Below are 21,700 nucleotides of genomic sequence, written 5' to 3'. Positions count from 1 at the left end.
GGTGAGGGGCTTTGCGCCGCTGCTGTGCCAGCTCGCACCATCCACTGCACGACCTCAGCGAGCCCTCCGCGCATGTGCGCGCCACATCTCCCGCAGGGCTGTGCCGAGGTGGTCAGCGAATCGCTCGGCATCGAACAAGGGTGACTGCATCACCCGTTCGCGCAAACCTGAACGCAGTGTCGCCAGAGTGGTCAGATCGCTGGCGTGAGCCATTGCTTTGGCCACGTAGTCTTCGGGGGCATCCGCAACCCAGTCGGGCAGGCCAGCGTTCATCAGCAGGCTGACGCCTTGCCGTGCCACCATGCTGTCGCCGGCCAGGGTCAGGACGGGCACGCCCATCCAGAGGCCTTCGGCACTGGTTGTGCCGCCAGTGAACGGGAAGGGGTCCAGTGCGATGTCAATCTGTCCATAGGCCTGAAGGTAGTCCTCCCGCGTCGAGGGGCCTTGCAGGATGAGCCGGTCGCTGGCCACGCCCTGGGCTTTGAAGCGCGACTGCATTGTCTGCCGCACCATGGCGCTGCCCAGTTGGCTGGCTTTGAGCAGCAGTCGGCTGCCCGGCACGGCGTGCAGCACCCTCGCCCACAGCGCGATGACTTCGTCGTTCAGCTTCGTCAGGTTGTTGAAGCAACCGAAGGTGATGTGTCCGGTGCGCAAGGCTGGAAGCGCGCTGACCGCAGCGGATGCCGAAGGGGGGGTGAAGCACAAGCGCGTTTGCGGCAAGCGCCAGATGTGCTCGGTGAAGCCGGCCTCCAAGCTTGCCGGCACCGTCCAGGGGTCGGCCAGCAGGTGGTCGATCTGCGAAACGCCGGTGGTGGCGAAGTAGCCCAGCCAGGTCACTTGCACCGGCGCGGGTTTCCAGCCGAACACCGGCAAGCGGTTGTGGGCGGTGTGGCCTGCGAGGTCGATGAGGATGTCGATGCCATCCGCGTGGATGCGCTGGGCGAGTGCCTCGTCCGACATGCCAAACACCATGTTCCATCGCGCGGTGCAGGCCATCAAACGGTCGGTCAGCGCGTCCTTGTATGGTTGCGTGGCGTAAACCGTCAATTGAATGTCGTTGCCGGCTTGCCGATGGAGGGCCTGCAGCACGCTTTCCAGGAAGTAGCCGACGGGGTGGCTGTACAGGTCGCCTGAGACCAGCCCAACCCGCAGCGGACGCTCCGGGTCCAGCTTGCCCGTCCAGACGGTGAAGGGCCGCGCGTGCTGGTTCACGAACGCGCCGTAGGCCAAGGCCTGCTCCCGCAGGCGCGAGGCACCGATGCCGGGAACATAGTTGCTGACCATTTGCAGGCAGCCGTGGGCTTGCTCGTGGTGGGGGTCGATGGCCAGGGCCTGCGCGTAGCAGTCAACAGCGTCCTGCAGCTCGCCAAGGTCCTTGTGCACATTGCCCAGGTCGATCCAGGCGTCGGCGTGTTTCGGTTTCAGGGCGATCACCCGTTTGAGCATCAGGATCGCTTCTTCGTAGCGTCGCAAGGTGCGCAGCAGGTCGCCCAGCGCTTGGCGTGGTTCGACGTAGTCGGACTTCAGCTTGGCGGCGGTCCTCAGGCTGTCGCAAGCGGCATCATGCTGGTGCGCCTGTTTGAGGGCGATGCCCAGGTTGTGGTGCGCCTGTGCGAAACGTGGATTGAGGGCGATGGCCTTGCGCAGGGCCGCTTGCGCATCTGCCAACTTGCCTTGCTGGCCGAGCACCGCGCCGAGGTTGCACCAGGCTTCGGCATGGTCTGGGCGCGCGGCCACGGCGGCGGCATAGGCGTCGGCGGCCTCGCTGCTGCGCCCGAGGCGCTCCAGCACCTGGCCGAGGTTGTTGTGGGCGTCGGCCATGCCGGGTTGCAACTGGAGCGTCTGCCGGTAGGCGGCTTCTGCCTCGGCCAGTCGGTTCTGCTCGTTCAGCAAGATGGCGAGGTTGTAGTGCCCCGCTGCATGACCTGGCCGCCAGTGCAGGGCCTGTCGGTAGCTGGCTTCGGCCGCCTGCATCTGGCCTTGGGCCTTCTGAGCATTGCCCAGGTTGCACAGGGTTTCGGCGTCCTGCGGCTGCAGTGCCGCAGCCTGGCTGAGCGCTTCCACGCAATTCTTGTTTTGCAGCAGCTGCGCCGTGCCAAGCGCCTTCCACGCGAATGCCGCTTGCGGGTGCTGGCGGACCAACTCTCGTGCCAACGTCTCCACCTCGGCGTTTCGCCCAGCATTGAACAGGGCGATCAGCCTGGATTCTTCGTGCGGGGGCAGCGGGGTGGGTGTTGTGCTCATGTCGGCAGATTCTGCCGCATCCACAAACGAAACCCCCGGCCGCAGCCGGGGGCCTACACGGTTCACGACCGTGCAAGGAAGCCGGGAGGGAAGGGTCCCGAGCTCCCCAAGGCGCAGTGACTGCGCCCTTTTGGGTTGTCTGCCTTTGCAGACGGGTTCAGATTAGGCCAAGACGCCTGCCTTGGCAAGCCCCTTGGCCCATCGGTTGCGCCAGGGGTCAGGCCTTGTGGCCCGGGGCGTGCATGATGCGCGAAAACAGGCCCTCCACCCGCTGGCTCACGTCGCTGGGCATGGTGATGGTGCGGCCCCATTCACGGTTGGTTTCGCCGGGCCATTTGTTCGTGGCGTCCAGCCCCATCTTGCCGCCCAGGCCGCTGATGGGCGAGGCGAAATCGAGGTAGTCGATGGGGGTGTGGTCCACCAGGGTGGTGTCGCGCACCGGGTCCATGCGGGTGGTGACGGCCCAGATCACTTCCTGCCAGTTGCGGATGTCAACGTCGTCGTCAACGATGACGATGAACTTGGTGTACATGAACTGGCGCAGGAAGCTCCAGATGCCGAACATCAGCCGTTTGCTGTGGCCGGCGTAGGCCTTCTTCATGCTGACGATGGCCATCCGGTAGCTGCAGCCCTCCGGGGGCAGGTAAAAGTCCACGATCTCCGGAAACTGCTTTTGCAGGATGGGCACGAAGACTTCGTTGAGCGCCACGCCCAGCACGGCGGGCTCGTCGGGCGGCTTGCCGGTGTAAGTCGAGTGATAGACCGGGTCCTTGCGGTGGGTCAGGCGCGTGACCTCGAACACCGGGAACCAGTCCTGCTCATTGTAGTAACCGGTGTGGTCGCCGAACGGACCTTCGAGCGCGTGCAGGTAGCCGTTCTTCTCTTTCAAGCGCACGCCATGCTCGCTCTCGCCCTCGTAGCCGGCCGGCGCGGTGGGGATGTGGCCTTCGAGCACAAATTCGGCCGAGGCGGGCACCTGCAGCTTGTGCTCGCCTTCGCCCACCGCGGTGTCGGTGACTTCGGTGCGGCTGCCACGCAGCAGGCCAGCGAATTGGTACTCGCCCAGGGTGTCGGGCACGGGTGTGACGGCGCCCAGGATGGTGGCCGGGTCGGCGCCCAGGGCCACGGCAATGGGGAAGGGCTGGCCGGGGTGGGCCAGCGCGAACTCGCGGAAGTCGAGCGCACCGCCACGGTGGGTCAGCCAGCGCATGATGAGCTGGCGTTTGCCAATGAGTTGCTGCCGGTAGATGCCCAGGTTCTGGCGCCTGCGCGGGTTGGGCACGTTCTGCGGCCCGCGGGTGACGACCAGGCCCCAGGTCAGCAGCGGGCCTGCGTCTTCGGGCCAGCAATGCTGGATGGGCAGCTCGGTCAGGTCGATGTCGCTGCCTTGTCGCACTTCCGCCTGGCAGGGGGCGCTGCGCACGCTGGCTGGCTTCATGTCCCACAGCGCCTTGGCCATGTGCAGGAGCTTGCCGGCGTCTTTGAGCCCCTTCGGTGGCTCGGGCTCTTTCAAGCTGGCCAACAGCCGGCCGATGTCGCGCAGTTCGCTGACGTCGGATGCCCCCATCCCCAGGGCCACCCGTTTCGGGGTGCCGAACAGGTTGGCCAGCACCGGATGGCGGTAGGCGCGCAGGGGCTGGCCGTTGGCCTGGATGGCGCCCACCGGGCGATCGAACCACAAGGCGGGGCCTTCGGCGCGCAGCACGCGGTCGCTCAGGGCGGTCATGTCCAGGTGCACGGACACCGGATCGGCGATGCGCTGGAGCTCGCCTTGGCGCTCCAGGCCTGCGACGAAGTCCCGCAAGTCTCGGTATTTCATGGTGTAAAAGGAATAAAGAATGCAGTCTTTATACTTGACTGGTTATTTCAGCCTTGCCTAGAATCCGCCCCGTTGAACCCGGAAAGCAGTTTGCCCCGGGTTTCCCCTTGCGCCCCAACCGGGCGCAACGCTGTCAGCCCCGGCGTTTTCCTTCAGGCCTGCCCTCAGAGCGGTGGGCCACTTCGTGGCGGTGAGCGAGCCCTTGCACAGGCCGCACCGCTGTCTTGCCGGGGCCATTATCACCGTCCGTGTGCAGAGACCCGGCGTCAGTCTGCGGACGCGTCGGCCCTGTGCCTCGGTGAGGAAAGGAGCTTCATGTCAGCGTGTGAACGTGCTGCAGACGAGTTGTTGTCGTCTGAACCTTTGGCGATGTCTTCGCCGTCGGTGTCTCGGCAGGGTCTGTCCCTGCAAAATTTGGTGGCGGTGGTTCGCCTGGTCGTGTCCGATGTGCTGGAAGGCGTGCGCTGGTTGAGCCACCACGCCCTGGCAGCCGTTGGTCTGGTCGCGGTGCTGGCCGCGGTGTTCCTGGCCACACAGGCCGAGGTGCGCCATGCCATGGAAGCCCGGGCTTTGGGTTGGTTGACCGAGCGCGCCACCACGCGCACCGAGGCCGTTGACGGCAGCGCCGGTGCCGACGAGGTCCTGCTGGCCATGGCCGAGCCGGACGCCATCCAGCGCGCGACCGCGGCCAACCCGGCCGAGCTGAACCGACAGCAGTCGGCGGTGGCGTTCTGGATCGCTCGCCGCTACAACGTGGCGCCCGAACCCATCAGCCGCCTGGTGCAGGAAGCCTGGGTGGTCGGCAAGCGTGTGGGCATGGAGCCCACCCTGGTGCTGGCCGTGATGGCGGTGGAGTCGGGCTTCAACCCCTTCGCGCAAAGCCATGTGGGCGCCCAGGGCCTGATGCAGGTCATGACCCGCATCCACCACGACAAGTACGCCATCTTCGGTGGTCAGAACGCCGCCTTTGACCCGGTCACCAACCTGCGCGTCGGTGTGCAGGTGCTGGTGGATTGCGTTCGCCGTGCCGGCAGCCTCAGCGGTGGCCTGAAGCACTATGTGGGTGCGGCCAACATGCCCGACGACGGTGGTTACGCCGCCAAGGTGCTGGCCGAGGCGGCCTACCTCCAACAGGTGGCCGCAGGTCAGAAGGTGGCTGTGAACGCACCTTTGCCGCAAGCGACGGTCGCATCGGCCGCGCCAGTGGTGGGCCCCGTCGCGGTGCCTGTTGCGCCACCCGCTTCGCCCGATGCCACGCCCGCGGGCACGGCCACGCCTGCGGTGAGTGAGTCGGCCCCGACGCCGGCCGCGCCGCACCGTGCGGTCGAGCACGTGGCGCTGCTGTCCGCACCGGAAGGTGCTCGCCGCTGACGGCATCGCCGGGCGGGTCCGAGGAGGATCCCCCGCGATGCGGTGGGGCTGTGGCGGGCTTGCCGCGCACAGCCCGGGCCGCCTCCGCTACAATTTGCTGCGTTGCGCAACTGGCGATACATGGCTGGCCCCAAGGGCGAGCCTGAGGTGGTGAACCACCGGGAAGCGCAACCAACCCTGACCCGTTTCGTTCGGGGTTGCGTCAGCCGTTCGCCTGGGCAGCCCTCCCATCCGCAGCACCTGCGGGTGTCGGTTTTCACCCATCTTCATCGCGAAGAGGACTGCCTCCATGTTTGACCGCGCCAAGCACACCATCGCCAACGTTGACCCCGAGCTGTTCGCCGCCATCCAGGCCGAGAACCAGCGTCAGGAAGACCACATCGAGCTGATCGCCTCCGAGAACTACACCTCGCCGGCCGTCATGGAAGCCCAGGGCTCCCAGCTGACCAACAAGTACGCCGAGGGCTACCCCGGCAAGCGCTACTACGGTGGTTGCGAGCACGTGGACGTCGTCGAGCAACTGGCCATCGACCGCCTGAAGGCCCTGTTCGGTGCCGAGTTCGCCAATGTGCAGCCCAACTCGGGCTCGCAGGCCAACCAGGCCGTGTTCTTTGCCCTGCTGCAACCCGGCGACACCATCATGGGCCTGAGCCTGGCCGAAGGCGGCCACCTGACCCATGGCATGCCGCTGAACATGTCGGGCAAGTGGTTCAAGGTCGTGTCCTACGGCCTGAATGCCGCCGAAGACATCGACTACGACAAGATGGAAGCGCTGGCGCGCGAGCACAAGCCCAAGATCATCATCGCCGGTGCCTCGGCCTTCGCGCTGCGCATCGACTTCGAGCGCTTCGCCAAGATCGCCAAGGAAATCGGCGCTTACTTCATGGTGGACATGGCCCACTACGCCGGCCTGATCGCCGCGGGCGTCTATCCCAACCCCGTGCCTCACGCCGATGTGGTCACTTCGACCACGCACAAGAGCCTGCGCGGCCCCCGTGGCGGCATCATCCTGATGCGTGGTGAAGAGATCGCCAAGAAGGTCAACAGCGCCATCTTCCCTGGCATCCAGGGTGGGCCGCTGATGCACGTGATCGCTGGCAAGGCCGTGGCTTTCAAGGAGGCCGCATCGCCCGAATTCAAGGCCTACCAGCAGCAAGTGGTGAAGAACGCCGCTGCGCTGGCCGACACCCTGACCCAGCGTGGCTTGCGCATCGTCTCGGGTCGCACGGAAAGCCATGTGATGCTGGTGGATCTGCGCCCCAAGAACCTGACCGGCAAGGAAGCCGAGGCCATCCTGGGCGCCGCGCACATCACCTGCAACAAGAACGGCATCCCCAACGACCCGCAGAAGCCTTTCGTGACCAGCGGTGTGCGCCTGGGCTCGCCGGCCATGACGACGCGTGGGTTCAAGGAAGAGCAGGCCGTGCAAGTGGCGAACCTGATCGCCGACGTGCTGGACAACCCGCACGACGAGGCCACCATCGCCCGCGTGCGAGAGCAGGTCACGGCCCTGACCCGCCAGTTCCCGGTGTACACCGGCAAGGCAGGCTGAAGCCGGCATGCGCTGTCCCTTTTGTGGCCACCTGGAAACCCAGGTCGTGGAGACCCGGGATTCCGACGAGGGCGACAGCATCCGCCGTCGCCGCAAGTGCCACCACTGTGACAAGCGCTTCACGACCTACGAGCGCGCGGAAATCGAGCTGCCGGCCATCGTCAAGCGCGACGGTCGGCGCACCGACTACGAGCGCGCCAAGCTCAAGGGCTCGATGATGATCGCGCTGCGCAAGCGGCCGGTCAGTGCCGAGGCGCTCGAAGGCGCCATCGAGGCCATCGAGGCGCGCCTGCGCCAGTCGGGTGACAAGGAAGTCGATTCCACCCAGCTTGGCGAGTGGGTGATGCGCGAGCTGCGCAAACTCGACAAGGTGGCCTACGTGCGTTTTGCATCGGTGTACCGCAGCTTCGACGACGTCAGCGAGTTCGTCGCGGCGATCAAGGAAACCGGCAAGGCGGCCACCAGGAAGGCCGAGGGCTGAGCGCCTGTGGCTTCGGGGCTGGCGTCCACGCCCCCCTTGCTTGCGGGGGCAGGTGGCGCAAACCGCGGGGCAACCCGCCCCCGTGGCGATGAGCGGTCAGTGGACGGCGGCCAGCGGTGTTGCGTCTGCGGGGCAACGCGCTACATTCGGCCTCCATGCGCAAGCGAGCACAAAATCACACTCGGAGAGGCTTCACCCTGGTGGAGCTGATGGTCACTGTGGCCGTCGTGGCCATCCTGGCGGCCGTGGCTGTGCCAGGGATGCAGTCCTTTCTGGCCAAGAGTGGCATGAACGCCGTCAAGGATGACTTCGCCATCGCCCTGCAGCGGGCGAGGTTGGACGCCATCAACCGCAACACCTGCGTGTCGATTTGCCAGCTGGCCGCTGAGGGGGGCAACACCTGCGCCACCGGGACGGCATTGGGCAATTGGCATCGGGGCTGGATCACGTACACCAACGCGGCCTGCGGTGGCACCGCAGCGACGGCTTTGACAGCCGACGAGGTGATTTCGGTGCGCCAGCCGGGCAATGGGCGCTACCAGTTGGTGGACGTGAACACGGCCAAGCAGGACGTGTTGACCTTCGATGCGCGCGGCACCTTGGTGTCGGGCCAATCCACTTACAGGGTGGTCGATGGCAAGGATGCCAACAGCCCCTATCGGCGGGACATCACCGTGAGCTTCCAGGGGCGGGTTCAGGTTGACACCGTGAAGGACGTGGCAACCACCTCATCGGGCTCCGGCAACACGCCCCCTGTGGCGGCCAACAACCCGTGAGCGCGAGCATGAGTCGCATCCATCGTTCGCAGTCGGGCGTGAGCCTCATCGAGGTGCTCGTGTCCATGCTTGTGCTTGCCCTGGGCATGGTTGGCTTGGCCGCGTTGCAGGCCCGCACCGTCAGCTACCAGCTGGGCTCGGGGCAACGCGCGCAGTTGTCAGGGCTGCTGGCTGACTACGCCGAGCGGGTGCGCTCCAATTTGAACCAGGCGCCGGGCGTGGCTGCATCGTCAGGCTATTTGTACGACGCGACTTGGTCGAACCAGGCGGCCGATGTGGCTGCGGCCTCGGTTGACTGTGCCGCATCGGGCGCGAGCTGCAGCGGGGCTGCTTTGGCCAGCTACGACATGGCTCAGTGGCGTTCTGCGGTACGCAGAAGCTTGCCTCGGGGCTCGGTGCGGGTGACGGGTGACGCGCGCACAGGCATCAACGTCACATTCATGTGGACGGACAAGGACCGCACCCAGGACGGCGTCAATGGCCGCGCCCTTGTGGCGAGCGCCGAGTGTGCAACAAGCACCACGGGCATGGCGCTCCAGAGTTGCTGCCCAAGGGGCGTACCGGACGGGACGCGCTGCGCCAACTTCGTGGTGGTGCCATGACCGTCCTCTGTCCTTTGACGTGTGATTGCCGGCCGGACGGCCCAAGCCATTGGCAGTGGCTTGCGTTGCGGCACCAGCGAGGGGTGACGCTGGTCGAGTTGATGGTGGCCATCGCCCTCAACCTCGTTCTGGTGCTGGCTGCCACCCTGCTCTACATCAACACCCGTGGCACACAAAAGGCGGTGGATGAGCGCGGCGCGATGTCGGAGGCTGGTCAGTTCGCCCTGGAACTGCTGGGCCGGGAGATTGCACTGGCTGGCTTCTACCCGGTGACCGGCACGGAGCCGGTGAGTGCAGGACAGGGCTTCCAGACCTCGGTGCGCATGAGTTTCGATCGTGCTGCCGCGCAAATGGTGGTCGCCGGTGCGACCAAGGTCGCGTCCTATCAAGGGGGGGTGTTCGGTTGTGCGGGGCAGACCCTGACCGAGTCACATGCCTGTGCCCCTCACACATCGACAACGGGCACCGCGGCTGGGTCGGATGCCTTCGCTGTGGCGTACTTCACCAGCGATGCCATGTCCGTGGCGGTGGGTCAGCGTGCCGATTGCACCCGCGCCGATGTGGCCAATGACGCAACGGTGGCCCTCAACACCACCCGCCTGGGCACGGTGCCTGGCACGGGCACGCCGGCCAACGCGACCACCGGTGCGGCTGCGACACCCGACAGACCCCGCACCGAGGCCGGCTTGCCGCCTGCTTCGCCGCTGATGGTCATCAACCAGTACTTCCTCGGCGCCAGCACCTTCACCTCGGAGAGTGGCAGCAAGATCAACACCTTCGCCTTGAAGTGCCGCGGCAATGGTCGGAATGTGAGATTTGGTGACGACATCGAGCTGGTGCCTGGCGTCGAGCAGATGGTCCTGAGCTACGGCTTGAAAGACCTCACCTCAGGGGCGCCGGTGCGTTACGTCTCAGCTTCCGATGTCAGTGCGCTGCTGCCAGTGCAGGATGGGGACCAGACGCTCACGGGCTGGCAGCAGGTGGTGTCGGTCCGCGTGTGTGTGCTGGTGCGCAGCCTGAGCAACAACACGGCCGTGCGCAACGCCGCGGGCAAGGCCCTCAACGTGACCGATTGCCGAGGCATTGCCTTGTCCCGCACCGATGGCGCCCAGGTGCGCACCTTCGAGCGGGTCTTCAGCGTGAAGAACCGCCAGGGCAACACGGTCGGGCCGGCCAGTGGTGGTTCGACCGCTCCGACCCCCACCCCCACCACGACCACCTCGGCCGACACCGCCGGAGCTGTCTGATGTTCGACCTGCGTTTTTGTTTTTCTGCAGCGCGGCGTGCTCGCCACGACTGTGTGCACACACGTCCTGGCGAACGGGGCATGGCCCTGGTCGTGGTGCTCGTTTTCACCATTGCCCTGACAGGCATTGCACTGGTCAGCGCCAGGCTGGCCTTGGGCGGCGAGGGCTTGGCACGCAACCAACTGGACCACCAGGTGGCCCGCCAGGCGGCAGAGGCGGCCTTGCGCGATGCCGAGCGCGACCTGCTGCTGTCCGCCAACGGGGCGGCAACGGCCACGTGCCCGCGCGGTGCGGACCGGCCGGTGCAGAACCAGGTGCCTCGTTTCACCGCCAACTGCCTGCGAGGGCAGTGCAGCCTCAATGAAAGTGAAGTGGGCGCTGTGAATTTCAGCGATGCCACCTCCACCACCACCACGGGCGAGGCCTGGTGGCCGACGCGCAAGGGCGGACGCTGGAACGACACGGCCTCCACCAAGCCCAGCGCAGGCAGTGACGGTTCATGCGCCACCTTCACCGGGGCGGTGCCCCTGGGAACCTTCACGGGCACGCGCGCCATCCCTGCTGTGGCGCAGCAACCTGAATACCTGCTGGAGCCGCTGCGCCGTGGCAGCCAGTTGCTGTTTCGCATCACGGCACGAGGCTTCGGCTACCGCGCAGGCACCGAGGTGGTGCTGCAGTCCTATTTCGTCGTTCCTGAACTCTGACCCGAGGCTCGACACATGCCCCGCATCCTGCCCCGTGCCTTGTTGATCGCCTGCGGCTTGCTGGCCTTGATGCTGTCCCTGAGCCTGGGGGTGGCCTTGCCCAGCCTGGCGCAAAGCCAACAGCTGGTCACCTCGGTGCCCTTGTCGCCTTACCCGCCCAACATCTCGTTCGGTGGCGGTGGCCCGATGGTGATGCTGACCGCATCGCGCGACCACACCCTGTTCTCGCCGATCTACACCGATTACGAAGATCTCGACGGTGACGGCCAGGACGACTACACCTACAAGCGGACTTTCCGCTATTACGGTTATTTCGACGCCGACAAGTGCTACGCCTACAACAGCACCCGGGCCATCCCGCGCTTCGAGCCTGTGGCCATGCCGGCCAAGATTGGCGTCAGCGCGGCCGGGTCGTCTGTGCCCGCGGCCAGCTACCTGTCTTGCAAGAACAGCACAGGTCGGTGGAGCGGCAACTTCCTGAACTGGGCGACGATGACGCGCATCGACGTCGTGCGCAAAACGCTGTATGGCGGCTACCGCCGGGAAGACACGCTGACCGACACCACGCTGGAGATGGCGCAGATGTCGCACGACGCGCATGCCTTCGTGAAGTACTACAGCGGCAGCGACATCGACGATTTCACGCCCTTCACCCTGGCCGGTGACCTGGGTGGCAAAGGCCTCACCCTTTGCAGCCGCGGGGCCGACCGCAACGAAACCGGGGCCAACGGTTATCCCTTGATCCGCCTGGCCAAGGGCAACTTCAGCCTGTGGGGCACCACGCCGGGCACCGTGTGCAATTGGGCCAGGGAGCGCAACTACAGCTTCGGCGTCAAGGCGCGCTTGTTTTATGCCAAGTACGGCCCGTCCAGAGGCAGATTGGTGGGGGGCGAGGTGGACCCGACCGCCCACGCCGTTGCGGTGCCCTCGGACGAAACCGATGGCGCGACGTATGGCCCGGAAGGAGGCAAGATCGGCAATGAGCTGGCCGTGCGTGTGCAGGCGTGCAAAGCCGATCTGGTTGGCAATGAACGCTGCCGGGCCTACCGCAATCCCAATGGCTCCGCCAGCGACCCCGCGGTGCTCAAACCGATCGGCCTGCTGCAGGAGTTCGCCACGACCTCCGCGCCCGAACAGGCGGCCTTGGCCGAGTTCGGTCTGATCACCGGCAGCTACGACAGCAACCTGCGTGGCGGTGTGCTGCGCAAGAACATCGGCTCCGTCAATGACGAGGTGGACCTCTACAGCGGCCGCTTCTGTCACAACGTGCTGGACAAGCTCAGCAACTGCGCGCAAACGGCCAGCAGTGACCAGGTGGCCGCTGGCATCATCGTCAGTTTTGATCGCATCCGCCTGTACGGTGCGGGCAACTACAACGGCACCGTCTTGCGCAGCGGCGCGGCCCGTCCGAGCAGCCCGCCCGACATCGAGTACCTGAGGCCTCAAGACATGGTCAACGGTGACCATGCCTCCTGGGGCAATCCCATCTCGGAAATGATCGTGCAGGCGCTGGCCTATTTCGCTGGCGACACCCAACTGGGCATCGCTTCGCAGAACTGGCCGCGTGACACCGAGGTGGGCTTGCCCACGCCCAAGCGGGATGGTTCAGGCACCGTCGTCGCCGTGGATCCGCTCGACGATGCCAACTCGAAGGACCCGGCCACCCAGAGGCTGCGCAGCAGCATGTACGGCAAGGGCATTTGCCGGCCCATGAATGTGTTGGCCATCTCCAGCGGCACGGTGAGTTACGACACCGATGAGCCGGGCAGCAGTGACGACATTTACGATGCGGTGCGCGCGTTTTTCTCGACCAACGCGGCGGGTGGCGCTACCTTGGCTGGGCTGACGGACAAGGTCGGCCAGATCGAGCGCATCAACAACACCGCCCGGTCTGTGGGCAGCAACATCGCCGGGTTCGGTTCCGATTGCACGTCCAAGCAGATCGGCACGGTCGTCACAGCCGGCCTGGCCAGTGTGGCTGGCGTCTGTCCCGAGGCCCCTGGCATCAAGGGCGCCTATCTGGGCGCGGGAGCCGCCTTCGCCGCCAACACGCGTGCCATCCGCGAGATGGGCAACCGTGAGGTCGGTGGCGTCGCTGTGGCCTCATCCCTGACCGCCGACACCGGCGCCAATGTGCGCCTGGACAAACTGCCGCAGCACGCCTTGCGCGTGAAGTCTTACGCGGCCTCGCTGGCGGGCGGTGTGCCGCGCATCGAGGTGCCCATCGGCACATCGGGCAAAAAGGTGTACATCACGCCGGAAAGTTCTTGGCGCCATGGTGGCTTCAATGACGATCAGCTCATGCCGGGCGCGGTGTTGACCTTCAAGGCCCTGGAGGTGGGGCGCAATGACAGCACGGACGAAGCCTTCGGCTCCTACGTGGTCACCTGGAACGACGCCCAGTTCGGCGGCGACTACGACATGGACCTGATCGGTTTCATCCGCTGGGAGACCAAGCCAATCGCTGGCAACCCGGGTGCTTACGAACTCAAGGTCCTGACCGATGTGCTGGGGCACGAAGCGGGCGCGCTGGGCTCTCACGGCTACAGCATCATCGGCACGCAAGCCAATCCGGGCGGTACTTACCAGGTTGATGGCCGTTACCTGACCCATGGCTCCAACGGCTATGCGAGCAGCTCCCTTTGCAAGGACCGCAAGCTGGTCGGTGAGGAGTCCGAAAAGTTTGTGTTGCTGTGCAACTTCACGTCTGCGGGCATGAGCAACGGCGAGGGGGGAGTTGACGGCTTTGCTTGGGCCATGACCCCCGGAGCCGAGAGCACGAAATTCCGCGGCAAGAACGTGGTCTTTGCCGACCAGTTCGTGGAGGGTACCAATGTCACCACCACCGTCACGCAGACCTTCCTGGTCAAGGATGGCGCGGCGCCCGTGACCCTGCGTGACCCGCTTTGGTACATCGCCAAATACGGCAGTTTTGACACGCGCGAGAAGCGAACCGAGTTCAAGGTCAGCACCGATGCCCAGCCAGATGCCCCGAGCGCCAGCGGCGCCTCCAACAACTGGGACTCTCAATCCAATGCGGGCCAAAACTGCGTTGGCAGCCAGTGCGCAGACGGCGAGCCCGATGGGTATTTCCTGGCGCGCCGCCCCGAGTTGCTGGAACAGCGACTGCGCCAGTTGTTCAGCAGCCTGACCGCGAGCAGCAACTCAGCGCCCGCAGTGTCATCGGCCGAATTGCTGACGGGTTCTTTCAAGTACCGGTCGGAGTTCAGCCGCGACACCTTCAGTGGCAATGTGCGCGCCTTCGCGCTCTTGCCCACAGGTCAGTTCGAAACCCTGAAGGTGGCGTGGGATGGCAGTGACAAGCTCACCGACGCCGGTGGTTCGCGCAAGATCATTACCCAGGTCGCTGGCGTCGGGGCAGACTTCGCGCTGGTCAGCGATGGCGCGGACAATGACAGCAACAACGCCTTGCTGCGCCCTTTGCTGGGCTTGTCCGCCACGGACACCATCGGTGCAACCCAGCGCACGGCTGGCACGCGCTTGGTGAATTACATGCGTGGTGACGCCAGCTTTGCCGGAACCTTGTTCCGTGCACGTGGTGAGCAGGGCATCATGGGCCCGGTGGTGAACTCCACGCCGTGGCTTCAGGACAGCCAGGCGGCTGGGCGCTACACCGATGCCGACTTCGCCTCGCAGCCCTCCTACCTTGCGTACGTGCTGGAAAAGGCAGCGACGACGAGCGACAAAAAGCCTGTGCAGCCCAATGTGCTGTGGGTGGGGTCCTTCGATGGGATGCTGCACGGCTTCAACGCCAACACGGGCGACCCCATCCTGTCGTTTGTGCCTGGTGCGCTGCTGGGGCAGCTCGGCGGTGCCATGGCGCGCTCGACGTCCGACCCCAAGCCCTTGATGGACGGCAGCCCCTACACGGCCGACGTGCTGGTGCCGAAGACCTCGACCGCCACGGGTGGCGCAAGCAACGAATGGCGCACCTACCTGTTCAGCTCGCTGGGCCGAGGCGGTCGCGCGGTGTTCGCACTGGATGTCACCTACCCCGCCAGCCTGGCCGGTAGCGCACCCGCCAGCATCGTCAAGTGGTCGTTCACGGCCGACGACGACAGGGACCTGGGCTTCAACCTGATCGACCCCGTGCGCAGCAGCGTGTCGGGGCAGGCATCGCAGGTGGTTTACCTCAACAGCGGCCGCTTTGGCGTCCTGCAGCCCAATGGCTACCGCTCCGAGGGCGGGCGCGCGGTGCTGCTCATTCTGAATGCGGCGGGGCCTGGCACGGGCGCCTGGCGCAAGCCCGTCAGCGGCGATCCGGGCAATTACGTGGCACTGACCACCAGCACCACCGACAGCAACAACGGCCTCATGGGCGTGACCTGGGCCGACCTCGACAACAACGGCACGGCCGACATCGCCTATGGCACCGACCTCAAGGGCCAAGTGTGGCGTTTCGATTTGCGCTCTGCCAACCCCGCTGAGTGGGGCGTTGCCTTGATCGCGCCTGCGCAGGCATCGGTGCCTGCCAACGGCCGCGCGGGCCTGCCGCTGTTCTCTGCGAAAGATGGCAGCAACAAGGCCTTGCCCATCACCACCGCGCCGGCGCTGACCTTTCCGTCCTTCGGCGGCATCATGGTGAGTTTCGGCACCGGGCGCGCCATCGAGGCTGGCGACTTCCCGGACCTCGCCCGCGCACAGCGCTTCTTCACCGTCTGGGATCGCGGCGGCTACAGCCGCACCGTGCTCAGCGGGGAGGTTCAGGACACCATGTTCCCGGCGCCCACAACGGGCGGCAATGAGCTACCTGACCTGAGTGGCACCAAGCTCAAGCCCGGCACCAGCACCGCCACCAGCACAGGCACCCCGGTCAGCACCTTCGTGCGCCGTGTGGCCGTGCGCGAAACCACAGGCACCGACGCTGGCCAGGTCTTCATCGCGCAGCTCAATGAGGACGGCACCGTGAGGCGCGATGCCAGCGGCAAGGCCGTGCCGCTGGGCGCCACCGACGTGGCCCCACGCTTCGATCCGGCCCTCAACGACGGCTGGTATTTCGAGTTGCCGTCGGCCAGCGATGCGGGCGAGGCGCTCATCAGCTCCCCCGTCAGTCGCTTGAATTTCGTGCTCTTCACCACCGTGCGCGGCAAGTCGGCCGAGGAGCTGAGCCAGTCGTGCGGCAGCGGTCCACAAGGCTCCCTGTTCGTGCTCAGCCCGATCAATGGCTTGCCCATCCGCAGCATCCTGGTGGACGGCCGCAACCTGCTGGCCGTGGACGTGAACGATCAGAAATTGCTGGCTGTGCGCGATGGCTTCGATGGCAGCTCGGGCCTCACCCGCACCCGCGTGGTCGGCGACACCGAAGACCGCAATCTGCAGACGCCGGCGACCAACCTGCGCGTGCAGTGGCGCGAAATCCCCGGCCTCAAGACCAAGTGAACCCCACCGACGAGCCCGTGATGCACCTGCGCTTTCCCAACCCGTCCGTCCGCGCAGCCCAGCGCGGCTTCACCCTGATCGAGTTGATGATCGTGGTGGCCGTGGTCGGCATCCTGGCCGCCGTGGCCTACCCGTCCTACACCGAGTACGTGGCGCGTGGGCACCGCAGCGATCTCAAGACCCAGATGGCGGCAGCCCAGCAGTGGCTGGAGCGGCACTACAGCGCCACGTACGTGTATGGCACGTCGACGGGCAGCGATGCCGGCAACACGGGCTTCAACGCTCAGCCCTTCGTGCGCAGCCCGACCCAGGGCAGCGTGCGCTATGACCTCTCGCTGGTGGTCGAAACCGCGACCACGGGTGGGCAGGCCTACACCCTGACGGCGACCCGCAATGCCAATGGGAGCATGAAGAGCGATCCCTGTGGTGATCTGTCCGTCACGAACACCGGGGTGAAGTCGGTGGCGAACCAAGGGGATCGTTACGCCAATGCGGCTGCGGCGCTGGACGCCTGCTGGCAGTGAGGTCGGGATGGCACTGGCTGTTTCGTCCCGCGTGCGTCGATCGCAGATCGCAGCGAGGCAACGACCCGCATGGCGCCTGAGCCCGGTCCTGGTGGCCGCAGGACTGGGCGCGTTCGGTCTCCATGTGGTCTTGTGGTGGGGGTGGGCGCACCAGGGGTTGACTGGCGCCCGGGCCGGTGTGGCGTCCGCGGTGCCAGCGGCGTTTCACGTCCGCTTGGGCGTGCCCAGCACAGGCCTTGCCGCTTTGCCGCCAACCCATGCTGACACCGACGCGCCCGTGGATGGGGTGGCGATGACCGCCGATGCCCCGGTGCGCACCCAGTTGGCAGAAGCGCCCCCCAGCCAAGGCACCGACGTCGTGCCTTCCGAGTCGATGCATCAGCCGGCTGGGCCCCAGTGGCTGGCGGGTCGCTACACACCTGCCGACCAGCTGGACCAAAGCCCGCGCCCCGAGCTGGGCTGGTTCCTGGACGAAGACGTGCTCGCACCCCTGCCGCATGGCAGCATGCTGGTGCGGTTGTGGGTCTCCGCCGAAGGCCGCATTGACCGTGTCGAGTTGCTGCGTGCCGATCCTCCGGGCGATTGGGCCCTTCGCGCTTTGGTGCCCTTGCCGGGCACGCCCATGCGCCCAGGTGCGCGCGGTGGTCGCCCCGTGGCGGCCACCCTCGTGGTAGAACTGGTGTCGGACAACGAGCGCTTCCGGTGAGTGGCCGTGGTGGTTCGCGCCACCGTGGTCTGCCCGTGGCGGCGCCGACCAGATCACCCGCCACCATCCCCGGCACCATCGACGGCACCTATCCTTGAACGACGATCTCTGGCTGCACCAGGCCCTCCAGCAAGCCGAACTGGCCCTGCCCCTCTCCTCCCCGAACCCCGCGGTCGGCTGCGTCATCGTGCGCGACGGCGAACTGCTCGGCCAAGGCCACACCCAACAGGTGGGCGGCCCGCACGCCGAGGTGATGGCCTTGCGCGATGCCCAGGCCCGTGGCCACAGTGTGCGCGGCGCCACGGCCTGCGTCACCCTGGAGCCCTGCGCCCACCATGGCCGCACCCCGCCGTGTGCCGATGCCTTGGTGCGCGAGGGCCTGGCCCGCGTGGTCATCGCCTGTGCCGACCCGAACCCGCTGGTGGCCGGCCAGGGTGCGGCGCGGCTGCGCGACGCGGGCATCGAGGTGCTGCAACTCGCGCCGGAGCACCCCGTGGCGCTGCAGGCCCGTGAGATCCTGATCGGTTTCCTGTCGCGCATGGTGCGCCAACGACCTTGGGTGCGGCTGAAGGTCGCGGCCTCGCTGGACGGCCGCACCGCCCTGGACAACGGCGCCAGCCAGTGGATCACCGGCCCGGCGGCGCGCGAAGACGGCCAGCACTGGCGCGCCCGCGCCTCTGCCGTGCTCACCGGCATCGGCACGGTGCTCGACGACAACCCCCGCCTGGACGTGCGCAACCTGCCCACGCCCCGCCAGCCCCTGCGCGTGGTGCTGGACAGCCGTTGGCGCACACCGCCCGATGCGGCCTTGTTCTCCGCCGAGGGGGGCGTGCTGGTGGTCGGCCTGGCGCCGCTGGACGCGGTGGCCCAGGCCCGCCAGGTGACGCTGAGCGCGGCCGGCGCGCAGATCCTCACGGCACCCTCGCAGCGCGAGGCCGACGCCGCTGGCGTGCATGCCATCGAACCGGCGAGCGACCCGGCGCGAGGCCGCGAGACCGACCGCATCGACATCGCCTGGCTGCTGCCCGAGCTGGCGCGCCGTGGCGTCAACGAACTGCACGTGGAAGCCGGGGCCACGCTGAATGGTCATTTGATCGACGGGGACTGGGTCGATGAGATCCTGGTGTATCTTGCGCCCAAGCTGTTGGGGCCGGGCAGGGCGCTGGCCGCGCTGTCACCGCTGAGCACCCTGGGCGAGGCCTGGCAAGGCGAGGTCCGCGAGGTGTGCCAGATCGGCCCCGACGTGCGGCTGATCGTGCGCCCGCCGGGCCGCGAACGCTTCTGACCCCACCGCCACTTCACCTGCTGTCTCACACATGTTCACCGGCATCATCACTGGCGTTGGCCAGATCACCGACTCCCAGCCCCTGGGCGACCAGCCCTCGCACGGCCGCCGCCTGACGGTCCAGACGCCCGCCGGCTACCTCGATGGCGTGGGCCTGGGCGACAGCATCGCCATCAACGGCGCCTGCATGACCGTCACCACCTTCGACGTGGCGGCCAGCCGCTTCACCATCGACGTGTCGGCGGAAAGCCTGGCGCGCACGGTCGGCTTGGCCGGCACAGGCCACCGCGTCAACCTGGAGCAGGCGCTGCGCTCGCACGATCGCCTGGGGGGGCACATCGTCACCGGCCACGTCGATGGCGTGGGCGCGGTCGAGGTGTTCGAGCCGGTGGGCGAGTCCTGGTTGCTGCGCATCCGCGCGCCCAAGGCCCTGGCCCGCTTCCTGGCCTACAAGGGCTCCATCACCGTCAATGGCGTGAGCCTGACCGTCAACAGCGTGGCCGATGCCGACGACGGCAGCACCGCCTTCGACATCAACCTCATCCCCCACACCATCGAGAACACCGCCCTGGGCGAACTCCGGGCCGGCGGCAACGTCAACCTGGAAGTGGACCTGATCGCCCGCTATGTGGAACGCATGCTGGGCGCCGAGGGCAAATTGCCGGTCTCGGCGTGACGCCCCCCGCCAGCGCCTGCCCACCCGCCTACAATTGCAAGATGCCGATTTCACCCATCCCCGAGCTGATCGCCGAACTCGCCGCTGGCCGCATGGTCATCCTGGTGGACGAAGAAGACCGTGAGAACGAGGGCGACCTCGTGCTGGCGTCTGAGCACGTCACCCCGGAAGCCATCAATTTCATGGCCAAGCACGGCCGCGGCTTGATCTGCCTGACGCTGACGCGCGACCGCTGCGAACGCCTGCAACTGCCGCCCATGGCGGTGCGCAACGGCACCAAGCACGGCACGGCCTTCACGGTCTCCATCGAAGCCGTCGAGGGCGTGACCACGGGCATCTCCGCCGCCGACCGCGCCCGCACCGTGCAGGCCGCCGTCGCCCGCGATGCCAAGCCCACCGACCTGGTCCAGCCCGGCCACATCTTCCCGCTGCAAGCGCAGGACGGTGGCGTGCTCATGCGCGCCGGCCACACCGAAGCCGGTTGCGACCTCTCCGGCATGGCCGGCCTGACGCCGTCTGCCGTGATCTGCGAGATCATGAACGACGACGGCACCATGGCCCGCCTGCCCGACCTGGAGGTGTTCGCCAAGGAGCACGGCCTGAAGATCGGCACCATCGCCGACCTGATCCAGTACCGCAGCCGCAACGAATCGCTGATCGAAAAAGTCGGCATCCGCACGATGCAGACGCCCGAAGGTGCCTTCGACGCCCACGTCTTCAAGGACAAGACCGGTGCCGTCCACCTGGCGCTGGGACTGGGCCTGCATGGCGCGACGCCCGAAGAGGTGCTGGTGCGCGTGCACGAGCCCCTTTCGGTGATGGACTGGCTGGACGCTGGCAGCCGCAGCCACTCCTGGCCGCTGCCCAAGGCCCTGGCCGCCATCCGCGAAGCGGGCCGTGGCGTGGCCGTGCTGCTCAATGTGGGCGACGACCCCGAGCGCCTGCTGGAGCGCATGCTGCCCACCGAGCCGAACGTGGCGCCCAAGACGCCGGTGGACCTGCGCACCTACGGCGTGGGCGCCCAGATCCTCAAGACCCTCGGTGTGCAGCGCATGCGCCTGATGGGCAACCAGCAACGCCTGCCCAGCATGGTGGGCTATGGCCTGGAAGTCGTGGGCTTCCTGACGGCCGATGGCCAGCAGCTGACGCCGTCGAACTGATTTCCGCCGGCGCCGCTCGTTTTGCGGTGCCGGCAATGGCGCTTTCACATCGCTCTTTTTCTCTCAACTTCGCTCTTTGGATTGGAATTTCATGCAAGGCGCTGACAAAGGACACAGCAATCGCCTCGACGGGCACGACCTGCGGGTCGGCATCGTCCAGGCCCGCTTCAACGACGAGCTCACCTCGCGCCTGGCCGAGGTGTGCATCGACGAGCTGCTCCAGCTGGGCGTGAACCGCAAGCACATCGAGCACGTCACCGTGCCGGGTGCGCTGGAGGTGTCCGTGGCCCTGCAGGCCATGGCCGACAGCGAGCGCTTTGACGCCCTGGTCGCGCTCGGCTGCATCATCCGCGGCGAGACCTACCACTTCGAGCTGGTGGCCAACGAGAGCGGCGCTGGCGTCACCCGCGTCAGCCTGGATCACCACGTGCCCATTGCCAACGCCATCCTGACCGTGGAAAACCAGGCCCAGGCCGAAGCCCGCGTGGAAGAAAAGGGCCGCGATGCCGCCCGCGTTGCCGTGGAAATGGCCAATTTGCTGGACGACCTGCTGTGAGCGACACCCCGGATACCCCCCCCACCGGCGCTGAGGCCACCGCCCAGGCAGCAAGCCAGGCGCGCCCCGCCCGCAAGCCTGCCCCTGGCGGCGCCCCGCGCGACCGCGCCAAGTCCTCGCGCCGCCGTGCGCGCGAGTTCGCGCTGCAGGGCCTGTACGAATGGCAGCTCAACCGCCGCGAAGCGTCCTCGGTGGATGCCAACATCCGCGAGCTGGAAGAGTTTTCCAAATGTGACCGAGCCCACTACGATGCATTGCTGCACGGCTGCATCGACCAGCAAACGCAACTCGACGAGGCCTTGCTCAAGTTTCTGGACCGACCGGTCGATGAACTCTCGCCTGTCGAGCACGCCGTGCTGTGGATCGGTGCGTACGAACTGACACATTGTTTGGACGTGCCTTACAAGGTGGCCATCAACGAAGCGGTAGAACTGGCCAAGGGGTTCGGCGGAACCGATGGGCACAAATACGTCAACGGCGTGCTGGACCATCTGGCCCCCAGCCTGCGCCCCGACGAAGTCAAAGCAGCGCGCCCGCGCTGAGCCACGCAGATGGTCGGTTTCGGGGGCGCCACAACAGGGGTTCCTCCGTGTCCAT

Annotated in this window: 17 protein-coding genes and 1 riboswitch; of the genes, 15 read left to right on the top strand and 2 right to left on the bottom strand. The window is 66.6% G+C overall.

Features of this window, described 5'->3' with window-relative positions; translation table 11 throughout:
* Nucleotides 1-54: 54 nt before the first annotated feature.
* Entirely contained in the window at nt 55-2,244 is a 2,190-nt protein-coding gene (locus tag EV672_RS05550; RefSeq protein ID WP_133607064.1) for a tetratricopeptide repeat protein, read from the bottom strand.
* A 217-nt stretch (nt 2,245-2,461) separates the two neighbouring features.
* Nucleotides 2,462-4,063 carry a UbiD family decarboxylase gene (locus tag EV672_RS05545; RefSeq protein WP_133607062.1) on the bottom strand — a complete coding sequence of 534 codons (1,602 nt, stop codon included), beginning with the start codon at nt 4,061-4,063 and terminating at the stop codon, nt 2,462-2,464.
* Nucleotides 4,064-4,432: 369 nt separating this feature from the next.
* Here EV672_RS05545 and EV672_RS05540 point away from each other — a divergent pair, with 369 nt between their 5' ends.
* The 15 genes from EV672_RS05540 (at nt 4,433) to nusB (ending at nt 21,645) form a co-directional block, all read left to right on the top strand.
* A complete protein-coding gene (locus EV672_RS05540; RefSeq protein WP_133607060.1) occupies nt 4,433-5,434 on the top strand; it encodes a lytic transglycosylase domain-containing protein in 1,002 nt (333 codons plus the stop codon).
* A gap of 96 nt (nt 5,435-5,530) precedes the next feature.
* Nucleotides 5,531-5,661, top strand: a riboswitch (ZMP/ZTP riboswitch).
* A 62-nt stretch (nt 5,662-5,723) separates the two neighbouring features.
* Entirely contained in the window at nt 5,724-6,986 is a 1,263-nt protein-coding gene (glyA, locus tag EV672_RS05535) for a serine hydroxymethyltransferase (RefSeq protein WP_133607058.1), read from the top strand.
* A gap of 7 nt (nt 6,987-6,993) precedes the next feature.
* Nucleotides 6,994-7,467, top strand: a complete 474-nt coding sequence (gene nrdR / locus EV672_RS05530) for a transcriptional regulator NrdR (protein WP_133607056.1) — start codon at nt 6,994-6,996, stop codon at nt 7,465-7,467.
* 155 nt (nt 7,468-7,622) lie between these two features.
* On the top strand, nt 7,623-8,243 hold the full coding sequence (locus tag EV672_RS05525; RefSeq protein ID WP_133607054.1) for a GspH/FimT family pseudopilin: 621 nt from the start codon (nt 7,623-7,625) through the stop codon (nt 8,241-8,243).
* Nucleotides 8,244-8,251: 8 nt separating this feature from the next.
* The gene (gene pilV, locus EV672_RS05520; RefSeq protein ID WP_133607052.1) at nt 8,252-8,845 is read left to right on the top strand and encodes a type IV pilus modification protein PilV; all 594 of its coding nucleotides are present in this window, start codon (nt 8,252-8,254) and stop codon (nt 8,843-8,845) included.
* Nucleotides 8,842-10,092 carry a PilW family protein gene (locus EV672_RS05515; protein ID WP_133607050.1) on the top strand — a complete coding sequence of 417 codons (1,251 nt, stop codon included), beginning with the start codon at nt 8,842-8,844 and terminating at the stop codon, nt 10,090-10,092. The genes pilV and EV672_RS05515 overlap by 4 nt, the downstream gene beginning before the upstream one ends.
* An 80-nt stretch (nt 10,093-10,172) precedes the next feature.
* Nucleotides 10,173-10,796: a pilus assembly PilX family protein gene (locus tag EV672_RS05510; protein ID WP_243738538.1), complete on the top strand. Its 624-nt coding sequence runs from the start codon at nt 10,173-10,175 to the stop codon at nt 10,794-10,796.
* Nucleotides 10,797-10,811: 15 nt separating this feature from the next.
* Complete coding sequence (locus EV672_RS05505; RefSeq protein WP_133607046.1) at nt 10,812-16,196, top strand: pilus assembly protein; 5,385 nt, start codon at nt 10,812-10,814, stop codon at nt 16,194-16,196.
* Entirely contained in the window at nt 16,193-16,720 is a 528-nt protein-coding gene (locus tag EV672_RS05500; protein WP_279536168.1) for a type IV pilin protein, read from the top strand. Before EV672_RS05505 ends, EV672_RS05500 begins: the two co-directional genes overlap by 4 nt.
* Nucleotides 16,721-17,012: 292 nt before the next feature.
* A complete protein-coding gene (locus EV672_RS05495) occupies nt 17,013-17,426 on the top strand; it encodes an energy transducer TonB (RefSeq protein ID WP_133607044.1) in 414 nt (137 codons plus the stop codon).
* Nucleotides 17,427-17,520: 94 nt separating this feature from the next.
* Nucleotides 17,521-18,711: a bifunctional diaminohydroxyphosphoribosylaminopyrimidine deaminase/5-amino-6-(5-phosphoribosylamino)uracil reductase RibD gene (ribD, locus tag EV672_RS05490; protein ID WP_243738537.1), complete on the top strand. Its 1,191-nt coding sequence runs from the start codon at nt 17,521-17,523 to the stop codon at nt 18,709-18,711.
* Nucleotides 18,712-18,742: 31 nt separating this feature from the next.
* Entirely contained in the window at nt 18,743-19,387 is a 645-nt protein-coding gene (locus EV672_RS05485; protein WP_133607042.1) for a riboflavin synthase, read from the top strand.
* A gap of 41 nt (nt 19,388-19,428) precedes the next feature.
* Nucleotides 19,429-20,547: a bifunctional 3,4-dihydroxy-2-butanone-4-phosphate synthase/GTP cyclohydrolase II gene (gene ribBA / locus EV672_RS05480; protein ID WP_133607041.1), complete on the top strand. Its 1,119-nt coding sequence runs from the start codon at nt 19,429-19,431 to the stop codon at nt 20,545-20,547.
* A gap of 91 nt (nt 20,548-20,638) precedes the next feature.
* Nucleotides 20,639-21,103, top strand: coding sequence for a 6,7-dimethyl-8-ribityllumazine synthase (gene ribH / locus EV672_RS05475; protein ID WP_133607039.1), 465 nt, complete (start codon nt 20,639-20,641; stop codon nt 21,101-21,103).
* Complete coding sequence (gene nusB, locus EV672_RS05470; RefSeq protein WP_133607037.1) at nt 21,100-21,645, top strand: transcription antitermination factor NusB; 546 nt, start codon at nt 21,100-21,102, stop codon at nt 21,643-21,645. Before ribH ends, nusB begins: the two co-directional genes overlap by 4 nt.
* The last annotated feature ends 55 nt before the right edge of the window (nt 21,646-21,700 follow it).

The sequence above is a fragment of the Aquabacterium commune genome, assembly GCF_004362855.1.
Lineage (GTDB): Bacteria > Pseudomonadota > Gammaproteobacteria > Burkholderiales > Burkholderiaceae_C > Aquabacterium > Aquabacterium commune.
Note: the sequence above shows the minus strand (reverse complement) of the source record. Positions and strands in the feature narration are given on the sequence as shown.

What these genes read in the sequence shown, in the direction of transcription:
- EV672_RS05550 (WP_133607064.1), bottom strand. Translation starts at nt 2,244, where the DNA reads ATGAGCACAACACCCACCCCGCTGCCCCCGCACGAAGAATCCAGGCTG.
- EV672_RS05545 (WP_133607062.1), bottom strand. Translation starts at nt 4,063, where the DNA reads ATGAAATACCGAGACTTGCGGGACTTCGTCGCAGGCCTGGAGCGCCAA.
- EV672_RS05540 (WP_133607060.1), top strand. Translation starts at nt 4,433, where the DNA reads ATGTCTTCGCCGTCGGTGTCTCGGCAGGGTCTGTCCCTGCAAAATTTG.
- glyA (WP_133607058.1), top strand. Translation starts at nt 5,724, where the DNA reads ATGTTTGACCGCGCCAAGCACACCATCGCCAACGTTGACCCCGAGCTG.
- nrdR (WP_133607056.1), top strand. Translation starts at nt 6,994, where the DNA reads ATGCGCTGTCCCTTTTGTGGCCACCTGGAAACCCAGGTCGTGGAGACC.
- EV672_RS05525 (WP_133607054.1), top strand. Translation starts at nt 7,623, where the DNA reads ATGCGCAAGCGAGCACAAAATCACACTCGGAGAGGCTTCACCCTGGTG.
- pilV (WP_133607052.1), top strand. Translation starts at nt 8,252, where the DNA reads ATGAGTCGCATCCATCGTTCGCAGTCGGGCGTGAGCCTCATCGAGGTG.
- EV672_RS05515 (WP_133607050.1), top strand. Translation starts at nt 8,842, where the DNA reads ATGACCGTCCTCTGTCCTTTGACGTGTGATTGCCGGCCGGACGGCCCA.
- EV672_RS05510 (WP_243738538.1), top strand. Translation starts at nt 10,173, where the DNA reads ATGGCCCTGGTCGTGGTGCTCGTTTTCACCATTGCCCTGACAGGCATT.
- EV672_RS05505 (WP_133607046.1), top strand. Translation starts at nt 10,812, where the DNA reads ATGCCCCGCATCCTGCCCCGTGCCTTGTTGATCGCCTGCGGCTTGCTG.
- EV672_RS05495 (WP_133607044.1), top strand. Translation starts at nt 17,013, where the DNA reads ATGACCGCCGATGCCCCGGTGCGCACCCAGTTGGCAGAAGCGCCCCCC.
- EV672_RS05485 (WP_133607042.1), top strand. Translation starts at nt 18,743, where the DNA reads ATGTTCACCGGCATCATCACTGGCGTTGGCCAGATCACCGACTCCCAG.
- ribBA (WP_133607041.1), top strand. Translation starts at nt 19,429, where the DNA reads ATGCCGATTTCACCCATCCCCGAGCTGATCGCCGAACTCGCCGCTGGC.
- ribH (WP_133607039.1), top strand. Translation starts at nt 20,639, where the DNA reads ATGCAAGGCGCTGACAAAGGACACAGCAATCGCCTCGACGGGCACGAC.